This is a genomic window from Paenibacillus sp. BAC0078, assembly GCF_054483875.1.
Genome location: NZ_JBTLRW010000002.1, coordinates 349,707 through 365,555, shown reverse-complemented (window position 1 = coordinate 365,555; position 15,849 = coordinate 349,707). Strand labels below are relative to the sequence as shown.

Genomic DNA, 15,849 nt, shown 5'->3' with positions numbered 1-15,849 from the left:
TAATATTCCTCCTCGTATATGTGAACTAGATCATTACCGTTAATAAATCTTCCTTATACCCAATGTTTTTCTTCCCGGTTTCAATCACATCCAGGTAATTATTCGAATTGGAAACGATTACTGGAGTGGTTAAAATGTAGCCCGCCGCTTTAATGGCTTCCATATCAAATTCCATTAACAAATCGCCTTTTTTCACTGCATCGCCTTGTTTGACTTTGGGGGTAAAATATTTGCCTTTCAATTTAACCGTGTCCTTGCCCACATGAATAAGAATGTCCACACCGTGGTCGCTTGTAATGCCTATGGCATGGCCGGACGAGAACAATGAGGTTAAAACCCCGTCTACCGGAGCAAACACCTTGCCTTCTGCAGGTTCAATAGCAATCCCTTTGCCAAGTGCGCCGGTTGAGAATGCTTCATCCTTGACGTCAGACAATGCGATTACTTCACCTTTTAACGGACTGCTTACGGTTTCCTGCTTCACCATGGTTTCGCCGCTATGGCCTTGGCCTTTTGTGTTGTCTTCCTTGACTTCATCATCCTTAAATCCGCCGAAGAACATCAGCAGGAAGCCAAGCACGAAGCTGACCGTAATCCCGATAATCGCACCATAAAAGCCTCTGTCCATTCCCTCCGGGCTGATATAGCTCGGGATTCCGAAGATACCCAGACCGCCCAGGATATAACCTTTGGTTCCCATGATTCCAATAATCCCGCCACCGACTGCAGCTGCTATACAGCTTAGGATGAACGGTTTTTTACGCGGCAGAGTAATCCCGTAGATGGCAGGCTCTGTAACCCCGAAGATACCCGAAATCACGGCCGGAATAGAAAGCGATTTCAATTTAATGTTTTTGGTCCGCAGCATAATCGCCAATACTACACCTGTCTGGGCAAAAGAAGCACCGAATACGCCGGCCAGAATCGGATCGAATTTAAGCACGGTCAGGTTGTTGATGGCAATCGGCACAAAACCCCAGTGCAAGCCGAAGATAACGAATACCTGCCAGAACGCGCCGAGCAGCACCCCGGCAATAACCGGGCTCAAATTATAGATAGACAAAGTACCTGCGCCAAGAAGCTGTCCTGCCCAGGTTGCAACAGGTCCGATAAAGATTAGAGCAAGCGGGACGATCACCAGCAGGGTGCAGAAGGGAACCAGGAAGGTTCTGACTACGCTTGGAATAATCTTTTTAAAGAAACCTTCAATCTTGCTGCCTACATAGGTGGACAGAATAATCGGAATAACGCTTGACGAATAAGTCATCAGGATTACCGGGATACCGAGAAAAGTTAAATATACCGGCGATTCGATAACAGTCCCGCTAAATAAGGTGTATAACGGCTTCCCTGCAGCGGTTAATCCAGAGAACGTAGGATAGACCAGCGTTGCCCCGATAGCCATGCCTATAAAGATGTTGGCATTGAACTTTTTGGCGGACGTGTATCCAAGGAATATCGGGAAGAAGTAAAACAAGCAGTCCCCGATCGCATTCAGAATTTGATAAGTGCCCGAAGTATTGGTCAGTACACCCAGAGAGATGAACAGTGCGGTGAACCCTTTGATCATCCCTGTTGCACTCAATACGCCAAGCGTCGGGGTGAACACACCGGAAATGATATCAATGAATCTGTTGAACAATCCCACTTTTTCATCGGATGGTTCTGCAGATGCCGTCTGGAATCCGCCTACAGCCGCAACCTCCGCATAGACCTCAGGGACATGGTTGCCTATAACGACTTGATATTGTCCGCCGCTCTGTACGACCGTCACAACCCCATCCATATTCTTCAGAATTTCCGTGTTAGCCTTGCTCTCATCATTTAATTTAAAACGCAAGCGGGTAATGCAATGCGTCAGACTGTTTACATTTTCCTTGCCACCGACATTGCTGATAATGTCTTGGGCGAGCTTTTCGTATTTCATGCTGATCGCTCCTTCATATAATTTTCCTTATAAAAAAGGCGAGACCCAATAGATAGCACTACAAAAAGAGTACTTATCTATTTTGGTCTCGCCTGCCTTACCAGTAACAATCCAAAATTTTTATTCAATTTGTTTTTCCGTTACCCGATGGACATGAATGGTTAAATACAGCTTTTCTTCATCCGACAATTCGGTGTTTAAATACTTCTCTATCTTCAGCATGCAGTTATAGGCTTTTTTGTATTTGGCTTTGACTTGCTTTAGTAAAAAATCATCATCCAGCTCCATCTTCTTCTTCTGATGAATCCGTTGAAAGAAAAATCTTAAATGAGTAATAAATCGTTCAAAGCTGACGGATTGTTCGTCAAGCGTTATATTATACGTGTATTTGATAATGTTCAGGATGTCCTGAATTTTCTCGGTCTGCCCTGCGATATCTGATATTTTATGATACGGGCTGTTGATTTGGGCATTGATCAAATGAAGGGCTATGTTGCCTGCTTCATCTTCGGTCAGTTGTTTATTTACGCTGTCATTAATAAATTCCAATGCCTTAAGTCCAATTTTGAATTCTTTGGGATACAATTTCTTGATCTCCCAAATTAACGGATTGGGATTGCGAATCCCCTCATCGTACATTTTCAGTGTATTGTTGATATGGTCTGTTAGAGTAACATATATATACTCACTCAAAGGCGTCTCCAGCATGTTTTTCCCATACTCGATGATGTCATAGCATAACGACACATACTCTGAGGGAACATCTTCCAATAACAGCTTGAATTTTTCCGAAGCTTCTTTTTGTTTGAGGATGAAGACCTTCTCAATTAAGCCCTCCTCGACCTCATCGCCAATGCTTTTTTTGAATCCAATGCCACGGCCCATAACAACAAGCTCTTGCTTCTGCGAATCTTTGGCGACAATCGCGTTATTGTTAAAGATTTTCTTGATGATCATCCAACTGCCCTCCTTCATCCCGTAATAAGTTATAACTAGGATTAAGACGCTGGACGAAAAAATTTCAGACGGATCACAACATTGCTGATAGAATTTTCGTCATTGCTTCGCACATAATTTAAGCGTTTCCAATATGGGCCGGTTTTACTCATCAACCACTCCGTTTCGTAATATCTATCGCGAGACAGGACACCAGAGTTGGGATTAAAAAAAGGCAAAACCCAAAACATGTCAAGTACATGTCCTGGGTTTTGCCTTTTCAGTAACAATCCCAAAGTCAGAATAACATGAAGTCAGCCGTTTGACAAGAAAAAAGTATGCGCTTTCTTTTTTAGGTGAAATCAATCGGCAAAAGCCACGTTGGAGCAGGCTCCGCTGTGGCTTTTCGTCTATTTTTTACCATATACAATTTTTTTGATGCTGTCGCAGGACAAGCAAAATTGCTCTGCCAACTGCTGAACCGGGATACCTATGGAATATTGCTGACGAATTTCATTATTCCGGACAGTCAGATATTTTCTGCCGCCCGAGTTCTCGCCCCACTTGGTCCGCAAGCCTTCCGGCCTCGGAACATAGAGCATTCCGCCATGAATATATTTCTGTACTTCCTTAAGCAATTCTTCCGGCAAGACGATATCTGCATTAATATATTTTTTCATAGCTCCGCTCCTTAAAATAAATGAACTTTTTAAGGGAGCAAAGTCTACAGGTTAAACAGCGATTCTCCAGTGAGTAATTAGAGCGGTACCATGCTTCCAGCTCTATGCAAACAACCGCCGTTGTTCATCATCCATAGACTTTGCATAGAGCAGATCTTTAATCTTGTCATCGCAAACCCTCCTTTCCTTGTCTATATAAATTGAAATAAAGAAGGCATAAAACGGGTAGAAGTGCGGAGGGGAAGTTTGGAACTGGAGGAGCGGTAGCGACCGCCTTTGTCTGCGGATTTCCACCGCGAACAGCGGTAGTAATCAAGAAATCTGCAGACAACAGCGGCCGGAAGTCCAAACATTCCCCGCAGTTACGACCAGACCCCAATATGATAATCTAAAGTTCAATTTATATAGCCTTTACATGGAATAAGTTTCTTCTATTGTAGCATCAATGGGGAGGCAAGTGGAAACGGCTACGCCGTCCTTAAAAAAAACGGTATCCGTTTCAGCGAGAAATAGAAGGATGATTTATGGTGTGAAACATATAAATCCTTATATTTTGAACAAAACCTCTTGTCCAGGAAAAAGCCAACAACGGTGCAGCTCCCTATTCCTGAGCATGCCGCTCCCAATACCGCTTCCGGTAGTCCTTGGGGCATGTACCGCTGTATTTCTTGAAGGAGGCGCTGAAATGGCTGGTGCTGGAATAACCGGCGAGCATGGAGATATCGGCAAGTCTCAGTTCGTTCTCTTGCAGCAATTGCTCGGCCTTGGCCATCCGCAGTTTGGTGACATAATTGCTGAAGGCAACGCCTACATGCTGCTTGAAGAGGCCCGGCAGTTCGCTCTCCTGCAGATGAAACTTATCCGCCAGGGTAGAAAACGTCAACTCATAGTAAAAGTTCTCCTCCACATATTTTCTGACCGCCTCGGCCATCTGCGGACCGCTAGAGCAGCGGATCTTCTTCACTTCTTCCATAACAAGCCGCACAAGCTCTTCAATCTGCCTCCGTATCCCTTCACGGGACTGTTCACCGGCTATGGTCTTCTGGCAGTTCCACAAATATTTCTGCAAGGCGGAGCCGCGGGGCTCGAACTTTCTGGCAATGGAGTGGAGCAGGAGCAGCAGCCGCAACGCCAGCAAGGTACAATAGGATAGCGGTGCCTCTTCATGGCTGCTGAACATGGCATCGAGCTGATGACTCAAGGCGCCCGCATCGAAATTTTCAATCGCCTGCGTAAGATTCCGCTCCATCTCCGGGGTGAAGGTCTGAGTTAGCTCCGGCATATTCCTGTCCTTGGAGACGGCGTTCCGGCTCCAGGACAGCATGCAGGAGGCAAAGCCGTTCTTCCGCCGCTTAAGTCCCTTCACTTCCTCGCCAATCCCCGTTACGCACTCAAGCTTCAGGCAGCTTGCGATGTTCCGCTGCAGCTCCTCTACGAACAACTGCGATTTCCGGGCATGCTTCGGCCCCTGCTTCATAATGACGAGGAAAACCATCATCGCAGGATTGGTAGCATCGCCGAATGGATAGATCCCTTTCCAGTGGCCGGCCATCTCCCGGCACAGCATTTGAAAAGCGAGCTGGAGCAATTCCCGGCGCTTCTGCCGGTTCACTATTCTTCCTGCTGGCAGCTTCATCTCCACAGCCGCAAATTGCAGCCGCAGATCATCCTCCGCCAGCGGAGCCAATTGGAGCTGCTGCAACCGCTTCTTCATGGCCGCCAGGCTATAGCACTCATCCTTGACCATTTGCAGCATAAAGCTCTCCTGCATCTGCCGAAGCTGCCCGCTCTTTCCGCTCGGCGCCTCCGGGACAATCCGCAGGCCCGCAGCCTCCCGATAGATTGTGGCTGTAATACTGTTACGGCTGCCCTTCTTGTCAGCCACCTGCATGATTTCAAACATTAATGTCCATACCTCCAGCAACTGAAGTCTTTGCTATCAGTATGGGCAAAAAAACTAAAATAACCCCTCGATCTCAACTCACAATTTCTATAGTTTGGTTGAGCTTATTTTCATAAAAAGAAAATAATTGTATTCGCTCACTTAATTGCAGATATAGTCATATTTGTTTAGACATTCCTTGTTAAGTTTTGTAAAGTCAATAGTGATAATACATAATAAGGAGTGTATCCGATGAAAAAAATTAAATTTATTTTGATGTTTTTACTTATTTTCACTGCTTTCCCTCTACATAATGCCCTTGCCTATCAAGGTGGGCTTTTAGATGGAAAAACAATGACCATGGGGAGAGGGCTTAACTCAAATACTGGTGGAACTACTAAGGTAGCTACAGATGGAGATAATTCGACGATACTTTCTTTACCTGATTCGTCCGGTCAAAATCCTTATACTATATGGTACATTTTTGATACTCCTGTAGATCTAGACTCTTATCAGATTTCTATGCAAGGGACCAATTTAGCCTTATCTTTACATGATCCTAATGGTAATTATATTGTGACTCATAAAATTATTGATGATACAAATGGAAATAAAGTTGGGCTCTCAGCTAAATCAGTAAAATTTGTATCACTGATGAATATTGGTAGCGGCCCCATTAAAATCAATGACTTTGATATTTTCGGTAGCTTAACACCGAAGCCTACTGTTTCACCAACACCGTCAGCTACACCTAAACCAACACTAACACCAACACCTTCACCAACTGCTACTCCGTCACCGACAGCAACATCGACTCCAGTGCCGACTGCAACCCCAGCACCGTCAGCGACTCCGACTCCGAAACCAACAGCAACACCAGAACAACCAACTGGTGATCGAGCACTACTTACGATTACATTTGTTAACGGAACAGAAAAAGAGTATGATCTCCCAATGTCCGAGGTTGAAGCATTCGTAAATTGGTACGATGCCCGTGATGCTGGTAGAGGTCCAGGTATGTATGCAATTGATAAACATAATAACAATAAAGGCCCATTCAGTAAGCGCAAAAATTACGTCATATTTGATAAAATCCTCACCTTTGAAATAAGTGAGTATACCGTAACACAATAACCTTCCCAACACTTACCTCCTCAATCTACTATAGCCAAACGCTATAATTGGATTGAGGAGGTTTTCTATGTTATATCTCCTATGCTGCTGGAGACGGATCCCAGGCTGTTCAGCCATCTAGTGCTGCGGCCAGTAGAGCGGTGTTAGCCCATAGAACCAATTATGTACTGCTCAATTGATCACCCCCTTATGTAAAATACCCCGCCAATGCTGGCAGGGTACGGTGTTTCCGTTACATTCAATTTATCGTGAAAGGAACAATGTTTAAATGCTATTCTTTTGCAGTATATTCATCCACACTAAAGGTTAGTATTTTATCGAAGATTACATATTCCTTGCGGCTGCTGAATGGTCCTTTATTGTTACTGTGTTTATCAATTACAAATGACGCCGGTCCATTACCCGAAGCCTTTTCCTCGTACCAACGTACAAACGCCTCTACTTCACTCATTGAAAGATCAAATTCTTTTTGGATTCCATTATTTAAAGTAACCTCTAATATTGCTCGACCATTTTCGTTTGTGGGTGGTGTTGTAGATCCTTGAGGTGTAGCATTCGCTTCGTTAGAAGTTCCATTTTCTCCGGATGACGTATTAACAGTGACAACATAATAATACGTCTTCCCATTTTCAACATTTTTATCTGCAAATGTGGTCCCTTGCACATTAGATGCAATAGTTGTATAAGGACCTCCAGTAGTTGTTGAACGCTTAACTTCGTAGCCACTCGCTCCATCTGCAGCAGTCCAATTGAGGTTAATTACTTGTTGCCCACCCGATGCAGTTAAAGAAATGGAGCTTGGCACTTGAAGTGAGGTGTATTCCTCAATAATAGGATAATACTGTCCTACTGGCGTTTCTCCTCCCATTGCGTAAATCTTTCCGTTCACTGCAACTGCCCCACCTGCAAATCTTATAGTTGACATATTTTTTCGGCTAGTCCATTTATCTGTTGCAGGATCATACTCATTAACACTGGATATGTAATCTGTAGGACTTGCACCACCCATAATATAAACTTTTCCATAAAGCGAGGTGGCTTGAGTCGCCTGTGTTTCAATAGGCATATCTGCTTTTCTTGTCCAAGAATTTGTAGAGGGATCATATTCGTTAACAATCTTTTGTAATTTTCCCTCTTGATTTTTTCCACCTAATACCAGTATTTTACCATTAATACTTACAACCGAAGCCGCACTTGTTGGTGTAGGTATATCGGCTTTAGTTGTCCAAGTATTATTAACTGGATCATATTCTTCTAATTTATTGCTAGCACTTGAACCACCTGCAACATAAATTTTATTGTTTACCACTGCCACACCACTGTAAAGTCTATTAGGAGCTGGCATGGAGGCTTTTGTTGTCCAAACCTTGGTTGAAGGATCAAATTCTTCAACCAACCTGAGATCACCATTAGTACTCCCAATAACATACACTTTTCCGTTCACAGTAGCAGCACCACCATATGGGGTTCTATTTTGAGTAGCCATAGGTGCGACATCTGTCCAAGTATCACTTGCGGGATCATAGCTTATGACTTTGTTGTTATATACATTACCGCTTCCATTGTTAGAATAACCGCCAAATAAATAAATCTTCCCACTTACTTCAGCAATGCCAAAATCTCTAATCCCAAAAGGCATACTTGCTTTATTCACCCAGGTATCAGGTTTTGATGTAGCTGTAGCTGCTGATGCAAAATTCGGATTTAAAACAAGGCACAAAAAAATAACTAATACTACAGATTTTAAGTATTTCATTATTAAAGCTCCTTCTTATGTGATGTATTGTGAACACAATACATAGTTGCATATTTTTCCATCCATCGTCAAAACAATTATCTCTATATTTTCAATTTTGTGTTTATATAGATATTTTTCTTTTTTATCCCATTCAATGAATTCTATTATTTATATAAAATACTTGAGACAAAAAAAGAACCCCGCCAACAACCGGCGGGGCCAAAGAATATATTAAAGGGGGGTTATGAGATTAATATATACCCCCAAGCTTAAAAGCAGATGAACGCAGCCTAAAGATTGCATTAAGCGGCTTAGATTTTGAATTTTTCTACCAAGGTCTGCAGCTCTTTGGCGCTTTGGGTATTTTCGTCGGCCATTGCGGCTTCGTGGAAGGTCTTCTCGACAATGTCCGCCGTTTTCTCGGCAATATCCTGCACACCGATGGCGCCTTCGTTGATCGTGGCTGCTACCTCGTTCACTGCAGTGGCAATGCCGGATATCGTCTCATTCAGATGGTCCGCCGCCTCTTCAAACTGGTTCATCAGCTCGTTGATTGTCGAAGCGTCGCTGTTATACTGCTGGCTGACCTCCGTCAGACGTTCGAAGTCACTCAGAACATTATGATCAATAAAGCCAAGCAGCGCCTCGGACTGTTCCTTCATCTGCTCGACGGAAGAGTAAACATTCTTGACGACGTCTTGAATACCTGCCGCCGTCTCGGAGGATCTCTCCGCCAGCTTGCGGATTTCACCGGCCACTACCGCAAAGCCCCGGCCCGCCTCTCCTGCCCGCGCCGCTTCAATCGCCGCATTAAGTGCGAGCAGATTGGTCTGGCTGGTGATGGAGAGAATCGTGTCGGCCAAGGTGTTAATTTCATTGATCGCGCCTGACTGCTCGATAGCCTGCTCCATTTCCACACGTACCGATTCGTAGATTCGCTTAGCGTTGTCCGTAGACTGGGTAGCATCATGCTGCAGCACCAGTGCCCGTTCTATGATCTGCCCGGACACACCCGCTCCCTCCTTGACCCGGCTGGAGATCACGCGAACATTGTTCTCGATTTCATGAATTGCCGCTGTCATTTCCTCCGTTGATGCCGCCGTCTCCTCCATGCCTGCCGATAGCTGCTCTGTAGTCGCCGAATTATCGTGTGCGTTCTCCCGGACGTCAACAGAGAGCTTTTCCAGTGTCACCGCATTGTCCAGCACCTTGGAGGAGATCGTTAACAAGCTTCCTGCCGTCTCTCTCAGCACCGCGCGGGTATGGAACATGGCTTTGGCGATGGTTCCGGTCTCGTCCTTGTTCTTCAAGAGATACTCATATTGCGAGTCGTATTTCAGATCCAGCTCCGCCGTGCGGTTGATCATCTCGGTCAGCTTAATGATCGGCGAAGAGATGCGTGTAGCAACCATAATCCCGATCACCAAGGTCAGCAGCAGGCTGCCCAGCCCCAGCAGAATGATATAATTCGTCATGCTGTGAACCGGCTGCATGACTTCGTCGATATCCCCGGTCAGTACCAGCGTCCATCTCGTCTCCGGCAGAACGGTATAGGCGGCTTTTTTCTCCGTTCCTCTATAATTATACTCAACATTGCCGTCAGCAACCGTCTCTCCGGCTTTCACCCGTTCCACGACAGCTTTGATCTGGGCATTCTCCACCGGAGAACCAATCTTCTTCTCATCTGGAGAATAGATTATATTCCCTGTCTCATCCACCAGATAGGCGTACGAGGAAGGGGCGTTCGCCACCTTGGCGTCAGCCAAATATTTGATAATGCTGTTCGCGTTGACAGCCGAAGCCACGAAGCCAATCATCTTGCCATTGCTTGTCACAGGATGAGCAAATACCAGCACATACGCACCTGTGGATTTGGATTTCAATGTTTCGCTGATCACAGGCTGCTTGGTCTTGAGCACATTTTTCGTATAGTTTCTCTCGCTGAAGTCTGTCCCCACCAGCTTGACATCGCTATCTGCCACGCCAACCCCTTTCATATCTAGTACTAACATATGTTCCAGATTGCCCGCATCTTTGACCAGTCCCTGAAGCTTGGCATTAATCTTAGCCTGAAGCGCGTCTCCGCTAGTTATTCCGCCTTTACCGGCCTTTAGCAGCAGCTCAGCAATTTCCGTATCATCGGCGACAATCGCCATGCTCCGCTTCTCTTTGTCAATCATCGCACCAATGGTCTGCGCTTTGTTCGTATTGACCTGCTTCATTGAGGTTTCAGTTAGATCCAGGATAGTGCCTGTAGATTTGCTATACGTAAAAATCCCCATTAATGCCGTAGAAATAAATACAACTGCGATCAGCATAACCGACAGCTTCATCCGAATCTTCATCTTCTCCTACATCCTCCCGCCATGATCTCTCTAGGCATCCTTAGTTTTTTATAAACACTGTTACATTTGTTACAATTATTATCGGATTTACCTGTCAAGCAGTGAAGATGTCGTAGGGAATTTCGTAGGATTATATCGGATTTTGTCGAAATTTCAGATTTCATCTAAAATCAAGGGACATAAACAAGATCAGATTAGGCCATGCTGTTGGCAATGCCCACAACGACCCAGGAAAGAATCAGAATCACATTCCCCCATAGCAGCAGCTTCTTGGGCGCGGCAAACCCTTTCCATTCCCCGTCCTTAAGGCCCCACGCGTTGCTGATGATCAAGGATAATCCGTTAAAAGCCAGCCAGCCGACTACAGCGCCCAGCGGTCCGAGAAGCGCCGTTGCTTTGGCATAAAAGCCTAGCGCCAAATACCAGATAGCTGCGGTCAGCAGGGCTTTGCCATACGCTGTGCCCGCGCCTTTGAGGGCATAGTCCCGATATGTGCCGTTCTTGATCAGCAGAATGACCGCATAGACGAAGTTGGCGACAAAGCCGCCCGACAGGGTTATTACCCAGGAAATCAGGCTGGCGCTGATTTTGGCTGTGCCAGCGGCAACAGCTATATCTACGGTCTGATTCGCATAGGAGAACCCGATATTCATTGCTGCTGAGCCCAGTCCGGCTACGGAAGCTATGATCAGGCCTTTGGTCAGATTGCTGCCGGTGCCGCTTCCCTGGCCGGAGGCAGTGATAATCTTTTCTTTTAACAATCCTGCCTTGGTAATTACAACTACACCTGTAAGCATGATCGCCGTACCAATTAGAAGCACTGTAAAAGAGCCTGCCGCCGGAATATTGCCGAAGATAAACAGCGGAATCAATGAACCCAGCGATGCCGATATTCCCATGTTCACACCGTATGTAAGGGATACACCGATCGAGTCAATGGCTTTGCCGAACATAATGGAGCTGATGCCCCACAGAAAGCCGCAAAAAGAAGCCGTCCAGAGCACATCTGAAGGCGTCTGCCGGATATAGCTGAAGAAATCAGGCACTTCAATCCAGGTCCACAAGGCCGGAATGATCAGAATCCCTACCAAGGAGAAGATCGCCCAAAAGGCTTCCCAGGAGAATGGCTGGTATTTCTTCATCCCCAGTCCAAAGCTGCCCTGAAAGCAGCAAGCAAGCAATAACAGCAAAAATCCGTAAATCATTACAAAATCCTCCCAGCCCTCTAGTCAATTTCTATATTGTTATCACGCAGATTAGCTCTGCATTATTAACCTGCACATGGTGATGATTATACATGAAAACTTTCAATTTGGGATGAAATATGTCAGAAAAATAGACCGCAGCGGTTGGGCTACGGTCTTATTCAGCAGAATAGTCTGCCGCTGATATGCTAATCTTCTTGCGGGAACAAAGCGGTAAGCGCAGGACAAGGCTGCTTCTCAAGGAATTTCGAGAGCGGTGCAGGCATGTTGGTGTAGATATCTTTTAGCGAAGTGCCGTTATAGATATTGCCGATAATGACCGGATGGCACAGCTCGGAGATCAGGATATCACCATTGCCGTGCAGATGAAGCTGCTTCTTGCCTTCGATGCAATGCGGGAAGTAGACTCCAGGCTTCTCCTGGAAACCAAGCTTCTCCATAAAGCGGTCCATACAGGTGAAGTAGAGCGTTGTATCCTCTTTTTTGTTCGCAATCAGCTCGTTTACAGCATTCTTCAGTTGTTCACGGGCAGCAATCGCTTTCCAGCCGGTATGGCCCATGATGATGCTGTTCTGAATCTCGTGGGTCCGCACACCCATTGCATAGACATGCTCGCTAATTTCCTGCATGTTGTCCTGGGTTTCGCTGAACAGAAGCGTCTCCAGCACGACATCCACGCTTGTTTTGGCGAACATCGTAATGTTCTCTCTGATTTTGTCATAGATGCTGGTATGAATATTATAATAGCGCGAGAAGGCCTCGGCATTCGTAAAATTGAAAGAAATATGAATCGTGGTCAGTCCTGCCGCTTCCAGCTGCTCAATCCGATCGGCGTTCAGCAGGCTGGCGTTGGAGTTGAGCTGGGTCTGAATGCCCCGGGATTTACAGTAGGCTACAATTTCTACACAGTCCTCAAATTTAAGAGTCACTTCGCCGCCGGAAAGACGAACCCGCTTCAGATTAGGCAAATCCTCCAGAATTCGGATCACCTCTTTGCCTTTGATACTCTGGCCGTCATTTCTGTTATATGCGCAGCAGTAATCACAGCGGAAATTGCAGTTCGAGGTAACCCCGACCTCCAGTCCTTCCAGGTCATAAGTCAGCGGTTTGTCCAGCTCCAATGATTTATATTTTATGCTCATGCTCTAGTAGTCCTCCTGAAAATAAAATAGTCTGATTAAAGGGTAACCTTATAAATTATAAAGGGTTGCGGCACAGGTTAATGTGACATTTGTTGTTATGCCCCCTCATTTCAATTGCAGGTTGCACTTTTGCGGCTCAGGTAGTAACCTGTTGCTGAATCATTTATGTACTTTTATCAGAAAGAAGGGACAGATATGAACATCCGCTTCAACTGTTTTCCCGGAGGAGTCTTCAAAGCGCTTACACTGAGCTACGATGACGGCACCCTCCATGACATCCGGCTGGTCTCCATCTTGAATGCATACGGGATCAAAGCCACCTTCCACTTAAATTCCGGCATACTGGACCAGGAGGGATATGTCTCTGCCAAAGAGGTTAAGTCGCTCTATGCAGGGCATGAGATTTCAGTACACACCGTATCCCATCCCTTCCTGGATGAGCTGCCGAAAGAGGCTATCATTCATGAAGTGCTGGATGACCGGCGGGCGCTGGAGCACTTAAGCGGCTATCCGGTGCGCGGCATGTCCTATCCTTACGGCAGCTACAGTGAGGAAGTCACTAAGCTCCTGCCTGCTCTCGGGATCGAATACTCCCGGACTGTCCATTCCACCGGTTCTTTTGCCATGCCGCAGCATCCGCTGGAGTGGAATCCTACCTGCCATCACAACGCCATGCTGAAGGCTGGCGAGCAACTTATCGCCTTAACGGGAGACATGCCCTGGAAAAGAAAGCTGTCACTGCTGTACGTATGGGGGCACAGCTATGAATTTGAGAATCATGGCAACTGGCATGAGATTGAGAGCTTTTGCCGCATGATGTCCGCGCAGAAGGATATCTGGTTCGCCACCAATATGGAGATTATTGACTATCAGAATGCCCTCGGCAGGCTGCAATTCTCGGCAGACCGTTCCATTGTCCACAACCCGAGCGCCATCTCTGTCTGGATCACAGTGGATCAGTCACCGGTTGAGATCAAGCCGGGCGAGCTGAAGGAGCTGGTATAGTATGATATATTTAGAGACAGCGAGATTGCGATTACGCGACTGGGAAGAAACGGACTTAGAGCCATTTAGCCGGCTAAATGCGGACGAAGAGGTTATGACGTATTTTCCTAAAACCTTATCAACCGAAGAAACAAATGTGTTCTATAAAGCAATTGTATCCGAGTTTAAAGAATGTGGGTTTGGGTTATATGCCGTAGAAGTAAAAGAAAATAAAGAGTTTATAGGGTTTATTGGATTTCATAGGGCAACTTTCGAGGCTGATTTTACACCTTGTATAGAAATTGGATGGCGGCTGAAAAAAGAGGCTTGGGGAAAAGGATATGCAACTGAGGGAGCAGAAGCTTGTTTACAATATGGATTTAACAAATTGGGATTAACTGACGTCTATAGCTTTACAGCCGATATTAATAACCCTTCGAAAAACGTAATGATAAAAATTGGTATGAGCTTTGTTAAAACCTTCAATCACCCCAAAGTTGAGAAAAGCAGTCCTTTAAACAAACATGTTTTATTTCATATCAATCAAAGTGATTTATCATAGCCATATTATTAAGAAGGAGCCCCATCACCATCGGGGCTCCTGTCCTGTTTCGGCACACACAAAATTATAACTCTATCGATTCTCCCATTTGGCTCAATACCGGCTGTCCGATCAGACCCAGACGCCAGACCGCAATACCCTTAAGGCCATAGCGTTTGGCCAGCCCGATCTTGGCGTTGACGGAGCTCTCATTCTCGCTGTAAACCGAGATGCCGAGAATCAGCTTGTCCTTGCTGACCTGCTGCAGGGCAAGACGGATGGATTCATCGACTTTGTTCATCGGCTCCGGTCCGGTCTCACCCTCATAAGCGTAGGCCATAATCACCAGATCGTCGGCGATAGAGCCCAGCGTCTTGTAATCGTACCCCTTATAGGAGCTATTAAGCGGATGGAGAATGACGGTAAGCTTCAGATTTGCAGCCCGTGCTTTGACGGCAAGATTCTTGACAAAAGTATTATACTGGCTCTGCACCAGCTTCTTGTCCCCGGTCATGCCTAACCCTTCCAGATCAAGGGCAATACCCTGAAATCCCTTCTGCGATGCGGTATCGACGATGCCGGCGATGGTCTTCTGCTGAAGCTGCAGATCCTCGACATTTTTGGTCAGCTCCAGCTCCTTGTCCCCGGAGTAGACCATCAGATAAGGGGCTGTGCCCCCGGCTGCGGCATTCTGGACAATGGATTCCGGCGTAACCTCACCGGCAGCCTGCGGCCATCTGAATTCAGTGCCGGCTGTAGTATATTGTCCGCTGCGGTCAATCCGGCTCCAGCCAAAGGCAACCGCATCGAAATTCGGGATCAGCGAAACCTCACTGTACGCTCCCTGTGCATAGAAGCCCAGCGTATAAATGTCCTTCTTCGGCGAAGTGATGGATACCGTCTTGGTAGACTGATTCCAGGACACACCTGCGCCGAACTGCTGGCCGAAGAAGCTGAGCGGAATCATCGTTGTGCCTCTGACATTCTGCGGCGGGACAGCCAGCTTCACGGCTGCGCCGTTCACCGATGCATTTGTACTGCCCAAGGTAAGTATGACTTTCTTGGCGCCTGAAGCGTCGGTATTCGTCGCGGTGATTTGCTTGGCCGTCTGATTCCATTCTACTTTTACACCAAGTGCTTCGGATATGGCCCGGAACGGCACCATCGTAGTTCCGCTCATCACTGCCGGTTCTACCGGAAATGGCAGCGGGTAGCCGTCCAGCACAATACTGACGCCGCCTGCTGCGGCCTGTGCTCCGGTGGCCGGAAGAGCCGAGAAGCCTGCTGCTGAAATTGCTGCGCATAATATTATTTTGGCAAAACGTTTCATGCTTC

Annotated in this window: 12 protein-coding genes; 3 read left to right on the top strand and 9 right to left on the bottom strand. The window is 46.3% G+C overall.

Going from position 1 to position 15,849, the window contains the following annotated elements:
• Positions 1 to 25: 25 nt before the first annotated feature.
• The 4 genes from ACX1DY_RS05075 to ACX1DY_RS05060 all read right to left on the bottom strand — a co-directional run bounded on the left by ACX1DY_RS05075 (position 26) and on the right by ACX1DY_RS05060 (position 5,446).
• On the bottom strand, positions 26 to 1,927 hold the full coding sequence (locus ACX1DY_RS05075; protein WP_458963110.1) for a beta-glucoside-specific PTS transporter subunit IIABC: 1,902 nt from the start codon (positions 1,925 to 1,927) through the stop codon (positions 26 to 28).
• Between the two features lie 120 nt (positions 1,928 to 2,047).
• Entirely contained in the window at positions 2,048 to 2,884 is an 837-nt protein-coding gene (gene licT / locus ACX1DY_RS05070; RefSeq protein ID WP_458963109.1) for a BglG family transcription antiterminator LicT, read from the bottom strand.
• A gap of 389 nt (positions 2,885 to 3,273) precedes the next feature.
• Positions 3,274 to 3,543, bottom strand: a complete 270-nt coding sequence (locus tag ACX1DY_RS05065; protein ID WP_458963108.1) for a CD3324 family protein — start codon at positions 3,541 to 3,543, stop codon at positions 3,274 to 3,276.
• Between the two features lie 601 nt (positions 3,544 to 4,144).
• Positions 4,145 to 5,446, bottom strand: a complete 1,302-nt coding sequence (locus ACX1DY_RS05060) for a helix-turn-helix transcriptional regulator (RefSeq protein ID WP_458963107.1) — start codon at positions 5,444 to 5,446, stop codon at positions 4,145 to 4,147.
• 231 nt (positions 5,447 to 5,677) lie between these two features.
• Between ACX1DY_RS05060 and ACX1DY_RS05055 the strand changes: the two genes are divergently transcribed.
• Positions 5,678 to 6,559 carry a hypothetical protein gene (locus ACX1DY_RS05055; RefSeq protein ID WP_458963106.1) on the top strand — a complete coding sequence of 294 codons (882 nt, stop codon included), beginning with the start codon at positions 5,678 to 5,680 and terminating at the stop codon, positions 6,557 to 6,559.
• A 271-nt stretch (positions 6,560 to 6,830) separates the two neighbouring features.
• On the opposite strand, the gene ACX1DY_RS05050 is transcribed toward ACX1DY_RS05055, so the two are convergent.
• The 4 genes from ACX1DY_RS05050 to ACX1DY_RS05035 form a co-directional block, all read right to left on the bottom strand.
• Positions 6,831 to 8,315 (bottom strand): Kelch repeat-containing protein, encoded by a 1,485-nt coding sequence (locus ACX1DY_RS05050; protein WP_458963105.1) that lies wholly within the window; start codon positions 8,313 to 8,315, stop codon positions 6,831 to 6,833.
• Positions 8,316 to 8,608: 293 nt separating this feature from the next.
• Positions 8,609 to 10,642, bottom strand: a complete 2,034-nt coding sequence (locus ACX1DY_RS05045; protein ID WP_458963104.1) for a methyl-accepting chemotaxis protein — start codon at positions 10,640 to 10,642, stop codon at positions 8,609 to 8,611.
• A gap of 194 nt (positions 10,643 to 10,836) precedes the next feature.
• Positions 10,837 to 11,847, bottom strand: coding sequence for an L-rhamnose/proton symporter RhaT (locus ACX1DY_RS05040; protein ID WP_458963103.1), 1,011 nt, complete (start codon positions 11,845 to 11,847; stop codon positions 10,837 to 10,839).
• A gap of 188 nt (positions 11,848 to 12,035) precedes the next feature.
• Positions 12,036 to 12,989 (bottom strand): radical SAM protein, encoded by a 954-nt coding sequence (locus ACX1DY_RS05035; RefSeq protein WP_458963102.1) that lies wholly within the window; start codon positions 12,987 to 12,989, stop codon positions 12,036 to 12,038.
• Positions 12,990 to 13,184: 195 nt separating this feature from the next.
• Here ACX1DY_RS05035 and ACX1DY_RS05030 point away from each other — a divergent pair, with 195 nt between their 5' ends.
• Both ACX1DY_RS05030 and ACX1DY_RS05025 read left to right on the top strand, forming a co-directional pair.
• Positions 13,185 to 13,994 (top strand): polysaccharide deacetylase family protein, encoded by an 810-nt coding sequence (locus ACX1DY_RS05030; RefSeq protein ID WP_458963101.1) that lies wholly within the window; start codon positions 13,185 to 13,187, stop codon positions 13,992 to 13,994.
• Position 13,995: 1 nt separating this feature from the next.
• Positions 13,996 to 14,535, top strand: coding sequence for a GNAT family N-acetyltransferase (locus ACX1DY_RS05025; RefSeq protein ID WP_458963100.1), 540 nt, complete (start codon positions 13,996 to 13,998; stop codon positions 14,533 to 14,535).
• 64 nt (positions 14,536 to 14,599) lie between these two features.
• Here ACX1DY_RS05025 and ACX1DY_RS05020 read toward each other — a convergent pair whose 3' ends face one another.
• Entirely contained in the window at positions 14,600 to 15,844 is a 1,245-nt protein-coding gene (locus ACX1DY_RS05020) for a stalk domain-containing protein (RefSeq protein ID WP_458963099.1), read from the bottom strand.
• Positions 15,845 to 15,849: the final 5 nt, after the last annotated feature.

Excerpts from the sequence above, each read along its gene's own strand:
- ACX1DY_RS05075 (WP_458963110.1), bottom strand. The coding sequence starts at position 1,927 with ATGAAATACGAAAAGCTCGCCCAAGACATTATCAGCAATGTCGGTGGC.
- licT (WP_458963109.1), bottom strand. The coding sequence starts at position 2,884 with ATGATCATCAAGAAAATCTTTAACAATAACGCGATTGTCGCCAAAGAT.
- ACX1DY_RS05065 (WP_458963108.1), bottom strand. The coding sequence starts at position 3,543 with ATGAAAAAATATATTAATGCAGATATCGTCTTGCCGGAAGAATTGCTT.
- ACX1DY_RS05060 (WP_458963107.1), bottom strand. The coding sequence starts at position 5,446 with ATGTTTGAAATCATGCAGGTGGCTGACAAGAAGGGCAGCCGTAACAGT.
- ACX1DY_RS05055 (WP_458963106.1), top strand. The coding sequence starts at position 5,678 with ATGAAAAAAATTAAATTTATTTTGATGTTTTTACTTATTTTCACTGCT.
- ACX1DY_RS05050 (WP_458963105.1), bottom strand. The coding sequence starts at position 8,315 with ATGAAATACTTAAAATCTGTAGTATTAGTTATTTTTTTGTGCCTTGTT.
- ACX1DY_RS05045 (WP_458963104.1), bottom strand. The coding sequence starts at position 10,642 with ATGAAGATTCGGATGAAGCTGTCGGTTATGCTGATCGCAGTTGTATTT.
- ACX1DY_RS05040 (WP_458963103.1), bottom strand. The coding sequence starts at position 11,847 with ATGATTTACGGATTTTTGCTGTTATTGCTTGCTTGCTGCTTTCAGGGC.
- ACX1DY_RS05035 (WP_458963102.1), bottom strand. The coding sequence starts at position 12,989 with ATGAGCATAAAATATAAATCATTGGAGCTGGACAAACCGCTGACTTAT.
- ACX1DY_RS05030 (WP_458963101.1), top strand. The coding sequence starts at position 13,185 with ATGAACATCCGCTTCAACTGTTTTCCCGGAGGAGTCTTCAAAGCGCTT.
- ACX1DY_RS05025 (WP_458963100.1), top strand. The coding sequence starts at position 13,996 with ATGATATATTTAGAGACAGCGAGATTGCGATTACGCGACTGGGAAGAA.
- ACX1DY_RS05020 (WP_458963099.1), bottom strand. The coding sequence starts at position 15,844 with ATGAAACGTTTTGCCAAAATAATATTATGCGCAGCAATTTCAGCAGCA.